Source organism: Trinickia dabaoshanensis (assembly GCF_002879885.1).
GTDB lineage: Bacteria > Pseudomonadota > Gammaproteobacteria > Burkholderiales > Burkholderiaceae > Trinickia > Trinickia dabaoshanensis.
The window spans coordinates 1-12,330 of the sequence record NZ_PNYA01000011.1; the positions used below are offsets into that span (position 1 = coordinate 1).

Below are 12,330 nucleotides of genomic sequence, written 5' to 3' on the forward strand. Positions count from 1 at the left end.
GCCCCAGCCCCTGCGATGCGCCCGAACCCCGGTCCGGCGGGCGCGCCCCGGTTCGATCAGGAGCACGGCAGGCACATGGCGCCGCACGTTGTGCCGGGCGCCCCGATCGCACAGGCGCCGCGTGCGTTCGGCGCCGTCCCGGCACCGTATCGCGGCGACATGCACCGCTTCGTCGATCAAGACGCGCGCGTATGGCGCGGGGGCCGTTGGCATCATTCTCATCACGACGGACGCATCGGGTGGTGGTGGGTGGTGGGCGGCCTCTGGTACTTTTATCCGCGGCCGATCTATCCGTATCCGGATCCATTCATCCCCGGCGACGTCGCTTACGGCACCGCCGGGATGGGCCCCTATTGGTACTACTGCCGGTCGGCCGGTCAATACTATCCCTACGTGACGTATTGCCCCGAGGGATGGTTAGTGGTCGAGCCAGACCAGTGACGCTCGCGCGACGCCCCCGGGCATTACACCACCGCGGCAGCCATCGATAGGTATGCGACTCCCCGCACAGCACGACATCGCGCAACCGATCAGCGCATCGGTCCTCGCGGACCGCTACCTCGTTCCGGGCGAGGGCGACTGCCGCGACGTGTTCCGGCGCGTGTCGCTCGCGCTGGCCGCCGTGGAAGCCGAGCCGCTCCGCGAGCGTATCGCGGGCCGGTTTTACCGCAACATGTTGCGCGGCGCGATCGGGGCCGGGCGCATCATGGCGAATGCCGGTACGACGCACGGCGGAACGATGGTCAATTGTTTCGTCCAACCCGTATGTCCATCGAACGAGCACGTTGCGAGCGCATCCGATATCGAACAGGCGTTGGCCGATGCGCGCACGACGCTCTCGATGGGCGGTGGCGTAGGCTACGATTTCTCGCCCGTCGCGCCGGCGCTCGGCGTGTGTTCGGTCATCGACCGCTTCGACCAAGCGTGTCGGCAGCTCACGTTCGAGGGCGCGCGTCGCGGCGCCCAGATGGCGGTGCTGCGTTGCGACCATCCCGATCTCGTTGCATTCGTACGCGCTAAGCAAGGTCGAGCGCGCTGGCACACGTTCAACGTCTCGGTGGCCGTCACCGATGCCTTCATGCGCGCGGTGGCGGACGATGCGCCGTGGACGCTCTCGCACCATGCGAAGCCCGCCGCGGTCGAACACGCGCCTTCGCAAAGTGCCGACGGCACCTTCGTCTACGCGCAAGTCGGCGCCCGCGCCTTGTGGCGGCAAATCGTCGAATGCGCGCGTGAGAGTGCGGAGCCCGGGCTCCTTTTCATCGACACGATCAACGCGACCGACACGCTGGCGCCGATCGAAACGATCGCGGCGACCAACCCGTGCGGCGAGCAGCCGCTGCCGGCGTGGGGCAGTTGCGTGCTGGGGCCGATCGATCTCTCGCGCCTCGTGCATCACCCTTTCGGATCGCAGGGCGAGCCGAGCTTCGATTACGCACGGCTCGCCTCGCTCGTGCGCACACAAGTGCGCTTGCTGGATAACGTCATCACCGCCACGCGCTGGCCCTTGGCTGCGCAAGCGCGCGAAGCGATGTCGAAGCGCCGCATCGGCGTTGGGGTAACGGGGCTCGCCGATGCGCTCGCGATGCTGCGCCTGGCTTACGACACGCCGGCCGCGCGCGCGGTCGCAGCGCGCATCGCCGCGTGCATGCGAGATCACGCTTACGCGGCATCGAGCGTGCTCGCGGCGGAGCGCGGGCCCTATCCGCTATTCGATGCCTCGCATCATCTTGCACCCGGCGCCTTCGGCTCGCGTCTACCCGGGCCCGTGCGAGCCGCGATCGCGCGCGACGGTCTGCGCAACAGCCATCTGCTCTCGTTCGCGCCGACGGGCAGCGTGAGTCTAGCGTTCGCCGACAACTGCTCGAACGGTATCGAGCCGGCCTACGACTGGGTGTATTGCCGCGCGGTGCGTTTGGGCGGCCATGAGCCGCGGGTCTACCGTGTCGAGAACCATGCAAGGCGCCTCTACCATGCGATACATGGCGCCCACGCGCCGCTGCCCGAGTACTTCCGCCGGGCTGTCGATATCCGCGCGCTCGACCATGTCGCGATGCTGGCCGCCTTGCAACCGTTCGTCGATGCGGCCATCTCCAAGACCGTCACGATCGCCGCGGACAGTTCGCCCGAGCAGGTCGATGCGTTGTTCTTTTCGGCTCGGAAAGCCGGGCTCAAGGGCATCACGGTGTTTCGTCCGGATCCGAAACTCGAGGCCGTCATGCAATCGCAGACGCCGCGCTGCGCCATTTGCTGACGCAGCGGCTTTCGCGAACGTGCGAGCGGCGCAGTCGCGCCGCCCTGGTTCATTAGTTCGTTCGATACTTCAGTTGATTTGCAGATGCTTCTTGGCAGTCGTTGCCTTCTTCGGCAACGTCAGCGACAACACGCCGTCTTGATAGGTGGCCGCGGCGGCGGCTTCGTCGATATCGCTGTCGAGCGAGAACGACCGGCTGATCATGCCCGAGTAGCGCTCGCTGCGAATCACGCGTTCGCCTTCTTTCAGTTCCTTGTTGCGCTCCGCCTTGGCGCTGATCGACACGACGTTGCCGTCGATCTTCACATCGATGTCTTTCTTGTCGATGCCGGGCATCTCGGCCTTGACCGTATAGGCCGTATCCGTCTCGGTCACGTCGACCTTGACGTCCGCCAGCGGCATATCGCCGTTATGCAAAGCGAGCGAACGCATCGGCCGGAAAAAGCCTTGGAACAGATCGGGAATCGACTCGATCGAGAACGGGTCGTAACGCGTCAAATTGCTCATTGCATTCGCTCCTTAAAGATATGAGGACAAACGAAGCGTTTGCCGCGCATCACGCGCGACATCACTACCTCGCCGTTGCGTACTCACTTTAGGACGCGGTGCGATAGCGTGGTTGATTTGCATCAACAGGGCTGCGCCGGTGCGTGCGCGGCAGCAATCTAACGCGCCAGCTCCGCCAACGTTTCTCGCGTCGTCTCGACGACGGTGAGCCCGGCCCGCAAGCCGGGCTTCACGGTGCGGTTCGGAAACACGATCCGCTCTTCATCGCGCGTCACGGTGTATTGGTAATCGCCGTCGCGCGCGAGGACCGCGCCTTTCGAGAAAGGCGTGAAGTTCGAAACGTCGTCCGCCATGCACAGCTCGAACGCCTCGCTGTGCTTCGTGATCTGGCCGATGACGGTGAACACGCGCGGCATCGGCGCGGCATCGCGCTCGCTCGCGCCCGATACGAGCGAACGCACGGCGGCGTCGGCACCCGAGAAGCGCGACAGATCGTTTGCGCCGAACGGCCTCACCTTCCCGAGTTCGAGCGTGCAAGCGTTCGCCCCGAACGCCTCGGCCGTGAAATGCGTATAGGTGTTGCCCTTGGCCGTATGCAACAAGACAGCCTCGATGCGGGCATCGGCGAGCCATTCGAACATCGCGCGCGAAGGCGGCGTGCCCGTATGCGGCAGCAGCGCGAATCGCTCGAAGACCGACGCTCGAATCGCCGTATGCATATCGATGTGCCAACGCATACCCCTATCATCGGGCGCCACAGCGAAAAATTCCCGGGCCGCCGCTTCGAGCACGCTTGCGCGCGGTGCCTCTCGGCTATCGGCCAGTTGCGCATGCCGCCCGCAAAACAGCCGGTTCAGATCGTCATCGATATATCGGCAGCCCGCTCGCATCGCGGCCACGTTGCCGAGGACAATGCCCAGTCGGCAGGCGAGCGGCAGATCGCCGCGCGCGATGTCCGCGACCATGCGCGAGAGCAACTCGATCGGCGCGGTTTCGTCGCCGTGCACACCGGCCGAAACGAAGACGCTCGACAATGGCCGCGCTTGCGGCCATGCGGCCGGCGCAAGCTCGATCACGCCCTCCTCGAGCCATCGATAGCGCACCCCGCCCGCTGTGTCGCCTTGCGCGTCGAGCGCACCGGGACGTATGCCCGCAAGCGTGAACGCAAGAAAATCGGCGAGCATCGCCGGCTCAGCGCTGGAAGTCATACAGCGAGCCGAGGCCGAGAATTTGCGTCAACTCGTCGAGCGCCGTGCGCGATTCGTCGAGCAAGCGCGGGTCAGCGAGGTCGCTCGGTGTGAGCCGATCGCGGTAGTGCTTGCCGATCCAAGCATCGAGCCGTGAAAACAGCGCATCGTCGATCCATACGCCGGGTGCGACGGCCGCCCGCTCCGCCTCGGTCAGCACCACCCGCAAACGCAAGCAAGCAGGCCCGCCTCCGTTTTTCATGCTTTCGCGCAAATCGAACACGAGCACGTCGCTGATCGGTCCCGAAACGCTCATGAGATCGTCGAGATACGCCGCCACATGCGGGTTCTCGCGGCATTCTTGCGGCACCACCAACACGTCGCGCCCATCGGGTCGCGTCAAAAGCTGGCTGTTGAAAAGATACGACGACACCGCATCGCCCACGCTCACGCGCGCATCGGGCACTTCGATCACGTTCAACTGCGCGCCGCCGCGTGCTAGTTGCGCGCGCAACTGATCGTACACGGCGCTTTGTTCGACGAAGGCGCGCTCGTGGCAAAACAGCGTTTGCCGGTTGCCCACGGCGATGACGTCGTTGTGGAACACGCCCGCATCGATCACGTCGGGGCTTTGCTGCGCGTAGACCGTGCCCTCCTCGGTGAGCCCGTGACGCTGCGCGACGGCGCGGCTCGCTTCGAAGGTCTGGCGCGCCGGATACCGGACGGGCTCCGGGCCGCGCCGGTATTCGCTACGTCCGTAGACGAAAAATTCGACGCCGCGCTCGCCGTATTGCGCGCAAAAACGCGTATGGTTCGCGGCACCTTCGTCGCCGAGCGCGGGGGTGCCGGGCAACGCCTCGTGTACGACGAAGCATGCCGGGTCGGCGAAGATGGCAGAGAGCGTGCGGCGCGTCGCCTCATGTTCGATCGCGCGATGCAGCTTGCTCGTCAAGTTGGCCGGCGTGAAATGGACGCGGCCGTCCTGCGTATCGGCGGACGGGCTGACCGTGGCCGCATTGGCCGTCCACATCGCCGAAGCCGAGCTCGCCGCCGCCAACAGTTCGGGCGCTTCCTTCGCCGCGCGCTCGATCACCCTCTGCTCGGTGCCGGAGAAACCCAGCTCGCGCAGCAGCCGCAACGACGGCCGCTCTTGCGGCGGCAGCACGCCCTGCAAAAAGCCGAGATCGGCCAGTTGCTTCATCTTGCGCAAACCTTGCTTGGCGGCGGCGAGCGGATTGGCGATCGATTTCTCGTTCGTCTGCGACGCCACGTTGCCGAACGACAGCCCCGCGTAGTTGTGCGTCGGACCTACGAGTCCGTCGAAATTGGCTTCCCGTGCTTGCATCGTCGATCCTTCGTCGATCTTTAGAATTGGAGACCCGGCGATACGCTCGCGGGCATCGTGAGTTGCGCGCTTTCGACAGAGGCCATCGGATAAGCGCAATAGTCGGCCGCGTAATAGGCGCTCGGCCGATGGTTGCCCGAGCGGCCCGTGCCGCCGAAAGGCGCCGCCGAGGACGCGCCGTTCGTCGGCCGGTTCCAGTTGACGATACCCGCGCGTATCGAGCGGTGAAATTGTGTCCAGAGCGCTTCGTCGTCGGCGAGCAGCCCCGCCGAAAGACCGTAGACCGTATCGTTCGCGCGCGCGATCGCTTCGTCGAAACTCCCGTAGCGCACGATTTGCGCGAGCGGGCCGAAGTGCTCCTCGTCGGGCAGTTCGGCCACCTCGGTGACGTCGAGAATCGCCGGGCTCACGAAGCCCAAGCGCTCATCGCGCTGCGCCATGCTCAGCAATGAGCGCGCGCCCGCCGCCACGAGCCGCGCCTGCGCGTCCACGAGCTTCGATGCCGCGCGCGCCGACACAACGGCCCCCATGAACGGCTGCGGCTCGGCATCGTAAAGACCGTACGCGATACGCGAGGTGACGTCGGTCAAGCGCGCGAGGAAGCGATCGCCGAACGCGCCGCGCGGCACGAAGATGCGGCGCGCACAGGTGCAACGCTGCCCCGCCGACAAATACGCCGATTGGATCGTATGGTGCACGGCTGCATCGATGTCCTCGACATCCGCGACGATCAGCGGATTGTTGCCGCCCATCTCGAGCGCGAGGACGATCTCGGGCCGCCCGCCGAATTGCTTGTGCAGCAGCGTGCCGGTGTCGGAGCTACCCGTAAAGAACAACCCGTCGATTTGGCGATGATTGGCCAGCGCCACGCCCGTCTCTTTTTCGCCCTGCACGAGATTGAGCACACCCGGCGGCAAGCCGGCCTCGCGCCACACGTCCACCGTTGCGCGCGCGACGTCCGGGGCAAGCTCCGAAGGCTTGAACACCACCGCGTTGCCTGCGATCAACGCCGGCACGATATGGCCGTTGGGCAGGTGTCCCGGAAAGTTGTACGGGCCGAACACGGCCACGACGCCGTGCGGACGATGCCGCAGCACCGCCGTGCCGTCCGCCATCGGCATCCGCTTTTCACCCGTGCGTTCGTGGTAAGCGGTGATCGAAATGCCCACTTTCGCCGCCATCGCAGCCACTTCGGTGCGCGCTTCCCAAAGCGGCTTGCCCGTTTCGCGCCCGATCGCATGCGCGATGCTTTCCTTGCGCTCGGTCAGCAATGCGGCGAAGCGCTGGACGATCTCGATACGCGTTTCGAGCGGCAGCGCCGACCACGCACCGAACGCGCGGCGCGCGCTCGCGACGGCCCGATCGACGTCGCTCGCCGAGGCGCTCTTGCCCTCCCACACCACGGCACCCGTGCCGGGATTGCGCGACGCAAACGCGGGGCCGTTCGCCTCGCACCATTGCCCGTCGATAAAAAGTTCGCTCATGTTCTCTCGGTCCTTACTGATTCTTTTTGCCCAGCGCCAGCACGCGCACGTGATCGCCGTCGCTCACTTCGAGCGCCGCCGCATCGTCGGCCGATAGGCGCATCGCGCCGTCCGTGACCGTGCCCGGCGCGACGCCGACGCGAAAACCCGACATCGACATATTCGAGACCAGCGAGCGCACGCCTTCGCCGCCTTGCTCACCACCGGCACGACTGACGACGACCGGAACGACCTGGCTTTCACGCACCGTGCGCAGATCGTTGATATGACACTCGAGCACCGGACCCGCGTCGAAGATATCGACGTGGTTCTGATACCGCAGACCTTCGGCTTCCAGCATCTTGCGAGCCGGCGCCGTGTCGCGATGCGTGAGCCCGATCACCGCTTGCGCCTCGCTCGGCAACAAATCGGCGTACACGGGATAGCGCGGCATCAACTCCGCCAGGAACGACTTGCGCCCGTGAGCGCTCAGATAATCGGCCGCGTTGAAATCGATCTGATAGAAGTGCGAGCCGACCGCGCGCCAAAACGGCGAAGTGCCGTCCGCGTCGAAGTGTCCGCGCAGCTCGGCGCACAGCCGCTCCGGAAAATGCTCGCGGAACTGCGCCATGAACATGAAGCGCGATCGCGACAGCAGGCCGCCCACGCCATGCGCGCGATAACGCGGCGATAGGAACAGCGAGCACACCTCGGCATAGCCCGTGAGGTCGTGCGAGATATTGAGCAGCGACATCTTGGTCCACACGCCGAGCTCCTGGCTCGCATGCACGACCGTGCTCACGCGATAGTTGTAGAACGGCTGCTCGAGGCCCACTTGCACTTCGATGCCGCAGACACCCGCGACGTCGTGCGTCGCGGTATCTTCCATCACGAAAAAATAGCCCGCTTCATGCGGCGCGGCGCGGCCCTCCATGGTTCGCTGCGCGCGCACGATACGCGCGGCCAGCGCATCGCGGTCGGGCTTGAACGTCGTCAGGCCCGGGCCCGTTTCTCCCGCGAGCGAGACGAGCGCATCGAGGTCGTCTGTCTTGACGGCACGAACGACGATCATCGCCGATCTCCGGTAGGTTTCGTTGGGTTGCCCGGAAGCGATCCGAGGTAGGCGTTCTCGCCGCCATCGTCACTCGCTTCGCTCGCCTCCTGCGCGCTGCGATGCAGCGGCACGCAGCGCACGGTGTCGCCGTGCACGACGTCGAGCGCGGCGCGCACCGGCCCGCCAAGCGATGTATCGGGCGAATGCGCGTCCGGCAACTCGGCCAACACGCAGCGGAAATCGCCCCCGCGATGGCTCGATACGAGGTAGGCACGCGCGTGCTCAGCGGCTTTTCCGCCGGCTTCGCGCACCGTGCGCGTTTCGTTGAATCTGACGCAGGCACTGCGATCGATTTGCGCGGTCAGCACCGGGCCCGCGTCGAAGATGTCGACGAAGCGATCGGGCTCGAAGCCTTCCTCGATATGAATGTCGTACGACAGCAGCGCCTTGACGTTCGGCTCGCCGATCACGCGCTGCGCTTGCTCGGGCAAAAGCGGCACGTACAGCGGATACGTGGGCATGACTTCGGCGATGAACGTGCGGCTACGCCCGCCCGATGCGATCTCGATCTGCGCGAAATCGCGCCCGAAGAATCTGCGGCCCACGGCTTCCCAGAACGGCGACGTCCCGGCTTCGTCGGTCACGCCGAGCAGCAGCGAGAACACCTCTGGGGTGAAGCGCCGGCGATTGGCAGCCATGTACATCATCCGCGCGCGCGACAGCAAATGCGCGGCGGCGTCGCCCGCGCCGGCCGCCTCGCGATCGAGGTAAAAGCCCGCGAGCCGGCTCATGCCGGTCAACTCGTGCGACATCGTCAACGCGTGAATCTTGCGATTGACGTGCAGCTCGCGCGACGCGTGAATCAACGCGTCGTTGCGGAAAACGTAAAAGGGCTCGGCATAACCGGCCGCGGCAACGATGCTGGCGGTGCCGAGCAGTTTGCCCGTCGCGCTGTCCTCGAGCACGAAGAGATAGAACTCCTCGCCCGGGAAGTCGACGTCGGCTCGAAACGAATCTTCCGATAGCGCGATACGCGCTTCGAGCTCGTGGCGGTCGTGCGGCAACGAATGCAGCACCGGCCGCGCCGCGAGCGCCATCTGCGCGAGCGCGTCGAGATCGGAAAGCCTGCCTGGACGGACGAAGAGCATGGTGTGATTTCCTCGGGCGTGGCGCGATCAGCGAGCTTGGGCATCCGCCGTGGCGCCGACGACTTCCTCGATCGCCTTCGTCAGGCGCGCGAAGCCCTCGTTCAGATCGTCTTCGGGAATCACGAGCGAGGGCGCGAAGCGCAGTACGTTCGGGCCCGCGATCAGCAGCATCACGCCGTGCGCGGCCGCCGCGTTCACGAAATCCTTCGCGCGGCCTTCATAGGCCGCCGTCAATTCCGCGCCGATCAAAAGACCCTTGCCGCGCACTTCCTTGAATAGATTGAAACGCCCGTTGATCTCGGCGAGCTTGGCCGTGATTTGCGCGCCGCGCGCTTTGACGCCCTCGAGCAGCGCGGGATCGCTGACGAGCTCGACCACCTTGTCCGCCACGGCCGCCCCGAGCGGGTTGCCGCCGTAGGTCGTGCCGTGCACGCCGACCTTGAAATGCGCAGCGATCTCGTTGGTCGTCAGCATCGCGCCGATCGGAAAACCATTGCCGAGCGCCTTGGCCGTCGTGAGGATGTCGGGCGTCACGCCCGTATCCATGTAGGCGTAGAAAAAGCCGGTACGGCCGACACCCGTTTGGACTTCATCGAAAATCAACAGCGCGCCGTGGGCGTCGCACGCCTCGCGCAGCGCGCGCAAGAACGCCGGATCGGCCGGGATCACCCCGCCCTCGCCCTGCATCGGCTCGACGATGACCGCGCACGTTTTCGGGCCGATGGCGGCGCGTGCCGCTTCGACGTCGTTATACGGCAGATGCACGATGCCGGCCGGCACGGGGCCGAAACCTTCGGCGTACTTCGGCTGGCCGCCCACGCTGACCGTGAAGAACGTGCGGCCGTGGAACGACTGTTTGAACGAAACGATCTCGATCTTGTCCGGGCCATGGCGCTCGATCGCCGCGCGGCGCGCGAGCTTGAGCGCGGCTTCGTTCGCCTCGGCGCCCGAGTTCGCGAAAAACGCGCGGTCGGCGAACGTCAGCGATTCGAGCCGCTTGGCCAGGCGCAACACGGGCTCGTTCGTATAGGCGTTGCTCACGTGCCACAGCGTTTCGCCTTGCTCGCGAAGGACGCGCACGAGTTCGGGATGGGCATGCCCCAAACCCGTCACGGCGATCCCGCCCGTGAAATCGACATAATCGCGGCCCTGCGTATCCCAAACGCGCGAACCTTGGCCGCGCACCGGCACGAAGGACGCGGGCGAAAATACCGGCACCATGACTTCGTCGAAAGTCTGGCGGTTCACAGCGAAATCGTTCATGGTGGGTCCTCTAGGGGTAAGGGGGTGCCCCTCGGACCCGCCGCGAAGCACCGGGTCACTTACCAGGGCAATAAACGTTAGTTTAGAAAACGATCGTCACGGCGTCTTGCGTGGGGGCGACGCGATCTATCGCGTTCGTCAGGCGCTATCGGGCGGCTCGATCAATGCGCCCGCGCGTGGTTCGCCCGCATAAGCCACGCCTGCTCCATGCTGCTTGGCGATCCAATTGCGACGCTCCTCGCGCGGCGTCACGCCGAAGCGTTCGCGATACGCGTTGGAAAAATGCGCCGCCGACGAAAATCCGCACGCCAGACTCACCTGCACGATGGATTTGCTCGTTCGTTGCAATTGCATGCGCGCCTTGGCGAGCCGCAAGCCGAGGTAGTACTTCGACGGCATCGAGCCGAGGTACTGTCGAAACAGCCGCTCGAGCTGCCGGCGCGAGACGCCTACGAGGTTCGCGATATCGTCGGTGGTGAGCGGGTCCTCGATGTTCGCCTCCATGAGCTGAAGCGCGTCGTTCAAGCGCGGATGCCGCTCGCCCGGCGCCGTGACGTACGGGATGCGCTGGCGCTCCTCGCCCGAGCGCAGCACGCCCACGCCAAGCGCGTCGGCGATGCGTTCGGCGAGTTCGGGACCATGCTCGCGCCCGATCATCGCCAGCATGAAGTCCACGCTGGCCAAGCCGCCCGCGCAAGTCGCGCGATCGCGGTCGATTTCGAAGATCTGCTGGGTGACGATGGAGCGCTCGAACTGCTCGGCGAACTGCTGGTAGGTTTCCCAATTCACGCTGACCCGGTAGCCCGAAAGCTGGCCCGCCATCGCGAGCCACCAGACGCCGTGATGGATGCCGGTCACGAGCGGCGTGCGTTGCCCGACACGCGCGAGCGAAGCCAGAAAGAGCCGGTAATCGGCAAATTGCTGGAAGCGTTCGGCCAGCACGATGAGCCAATCGCAGGACAGCCCGTCGCCGAAGGCGTCGTCCGCGGGTAGCGTCGCGCCGCCCGCGAGCGGCACGGCGCGCCCATCCCAGGACAGCATGCGCCAGCGGTACAGCGCGCGGCCGTCGATTTCGTTGGCGAGCCGCAGCGCATCGACGATCGGGGCGACACCCGACATCGAGACGGGCGGCAACGCCACGATCGCCACTTGCGTCGTCCTGGCCGGGCCGGCTTGCACGCGCCCTACCATTCAGCCCTCGCGCTCGTTAAAGACGCTGGCGGCACCGGCCGCTGCAGGTGCTTCAGCCCGCCGCCGTTCGTTCTTCCAGCCTTGCATGCCGTTACTTCAAGCTGCCCGAGAGAAACTGCTTAAGGCGCTCGCTGCTCGGTTGAGCCAGCACGACCGACGGGTCACCCTCTTCCTCGGTGCGCCCCTGATGCAGGAACATTACATGATTGGAGACGTTGCGCGCGAAGCCCATCTCGTGCGTGACGACGATCATCGTGCGCCCCTCCTCGGCCAGCTTCTGCATGACCTTGAGCACTTCGCCGACGAGTTCGGGGTCGAGCGCCGAGGTCGGTTCATCGAAGAGCATGACGTCCGGGTTCATCGCTAGCGCACGCGCAATCGCGACGCGCTGCTGCTGTCCGCCCGACAAGTGCGACGGATATTGCTTCTCGAGACGCGGCGCGAGCCCCACCTTCTCCAGGTACATCCGCGCCCGTTCCTCGGCTTCGCGCTTGGACAGCCCCAGCACGTGCACGGGCGCCTCGATCACGTTCTCCAGGACGTTCATATGCGCCCAGAGATTGAAGTGCTGAAACACCATCGAGAGCTTCGTGCGGATGCGCTGCAATTGCTTGTGATCAGCCACCTCGAGATTACCGGCGCGGTCTGCCTTCGTACGCACCGTTTCGCCATCGACGACGATGCTGCCCGCGTTCGGCCGCTCGAGGAAGTTGATGCAACGCAGGAACGTGCTCTTGCCCGAGCCGCTTGCGCCGATGATGCTGATGACGTCGCCCGCTTTCGCCGTCAGCGTGACGCCTTTGAGCACCTCGTTGTCGCCGTAGCGCTTATGGATGTCGAGCGCCGCGAGTTTGGCGGCGGCGGATTGAGAAGTCGCTTGGAGCACCGTGCTCTCCCGTATGAATCGATGGCGTTTGT

Annotated in this window: 10 protein-coding genes and 1 pseudogene; 2 read left to right on the forward strand and 9 right to left on the reverse strand. The window is 65.5% G+C overall.

Going from position 1 to position 12,330, the window contains the following annotated elements:
• A pseudogene (locus tag C0Z18_RS13415) lies at positions 1–441 on the forward strand (hypothetical protein); the annotation flags it as partial.
• A 52-nt stretch (positions 442–493) separates the two neighbouring features.
• Complete coding sequence (locus C0Z18_RS13420) at positions 494–2,254, forward strand: adenosylcobalamin-dependent ribonucleoside-diphosphate reductase (protein ID WP_102645915.1); 1,761 nt, start codon at positions 494–496, stop codon at positions 2,252–2,254.
• A gap of 69 nt (positions 2,255–2,323) precedes the next feature.
• Here C0Z18_RS13420 and C0Z18_RS13425 read toward each other — a convergent pair whose 3' ends face one another.
• The 9 genes from C0Z18_RS13425 to C0Z18_RS13465 form a co-directional block, all read right to left on the reverse strand.
• The gene (locus C0Z18_RS13425; RefSeq protein ID WP_102645916.1) at positions 2,324–2,761 is read right to left on the reverse strand and encodes an Hsp20/alpha crystallin family protein; all 438 of its coding nucleotides are present in this window, start codon (positions 2,759–2,761) and stop codon (positions 2,324–2,326) included.
• 158 nt (positions 2,762–2,919) lie between these two features.
• On the reverse strand, positions 2,920–3,969 hold the full coding sequence (gene astE / locus C0Z18_RS13430; protein ID WP_102645917.1) for a succinylglutamate desuccinylase: 1,050 nt from the start codon (positions 3,967–3,969) through the stop codon (positions 2,920–2,922).
• Positions 3,953–5,293 (reverse strand): N-succinylarginine dihydrolase, encoded by a 1,341-nt coding sequence (astB, locus tag C0Z18_RS13435; protein ID WP_102645918.1) that lies wholly within the window; start codon positions 5,291–5,293, stop codon positions 3,953–3,955. Before astB ends, astE begins: the two co-directional genes overlap by 17 nt.
• 20 nt (positions 5,294–5,313) lie before the next feature.
• Entirely contained in the window at positions 5,314–6,777 is a 1,464-nt protein-coding gene (gene astD / locus C0Z18_RS13440; RefSeq protein WP_102645919.1) for a succinylglutamate-semialdehyde dehydrogenase, read from the reverse strand.
• Between the two features lie 13 nt (positions 6,778–6,790).
• A complete protein-coding gene (gene astA / locus C0Z18_RS13445; RefSeq protein WP_102645920.1) occupies positions 6,791–7,828 on the reverse strand; it encodes an arginine N-succinyltransferase in 1,038 nt (345 codons plus the stop codon).
• The gene (gene aruF, locus C0Z18_RS13450) at positions 7,825–8,958 is read right to left on the reverse strand and encodes an arginine/ornithine succinyltransferase subunit alpha (RefSeq protein ID WP_102645921.1); all 1,134 of its coding nucleotides are present in this window, start codon (positions 8,956–8,958) and stop codon (positions 7,825–7,827) included. Before aruF ends, astA begins: the two co-directional genes overlap by 4 nt.
• Before the next feature lie 27 nt (positions 8,959–8,985).
• Positions 8,986–10,221, reverse strand: coding sequence for an aspartate aminotransferase family protein (locus tag C0Z18_RS13455; RefSeq protein WP_102645922.1), 1,236 nt, complete (start codon positions 10,219–10,221; stop codon positions 8,986–8,988).
• Positions 10,222–10,359: 138 nt separating this feature from the next.
• On the reverse strand, positions 10,360–11,412 hold the full coding sequence (locus C0Z18_RS13460) for a GlxA family transcriptional regulator (protein WP_102645923.1): 1,053 nt from the start codon (positions 11,410–11,412) through the stop codon (positions 10,360–10,362).
• A gap of 91 nt (positions 11,413–11,503) precedes the next feature.
• The gene (locus C0Z18_RS13465) at positions 11,504–12,298 is read right to left on the reverse strand and encodes an ABC transporter ATP-binding protein (protein ID WP_102645924.1); all 795 of its coding nucleotides are present in this window, start codon (positions 12,296–12,298) and stop codon (positions 11,504–11,506) included.
• Between the last annotated feature and the right edge of the window lie 32 nt (positions 12,299–12,330).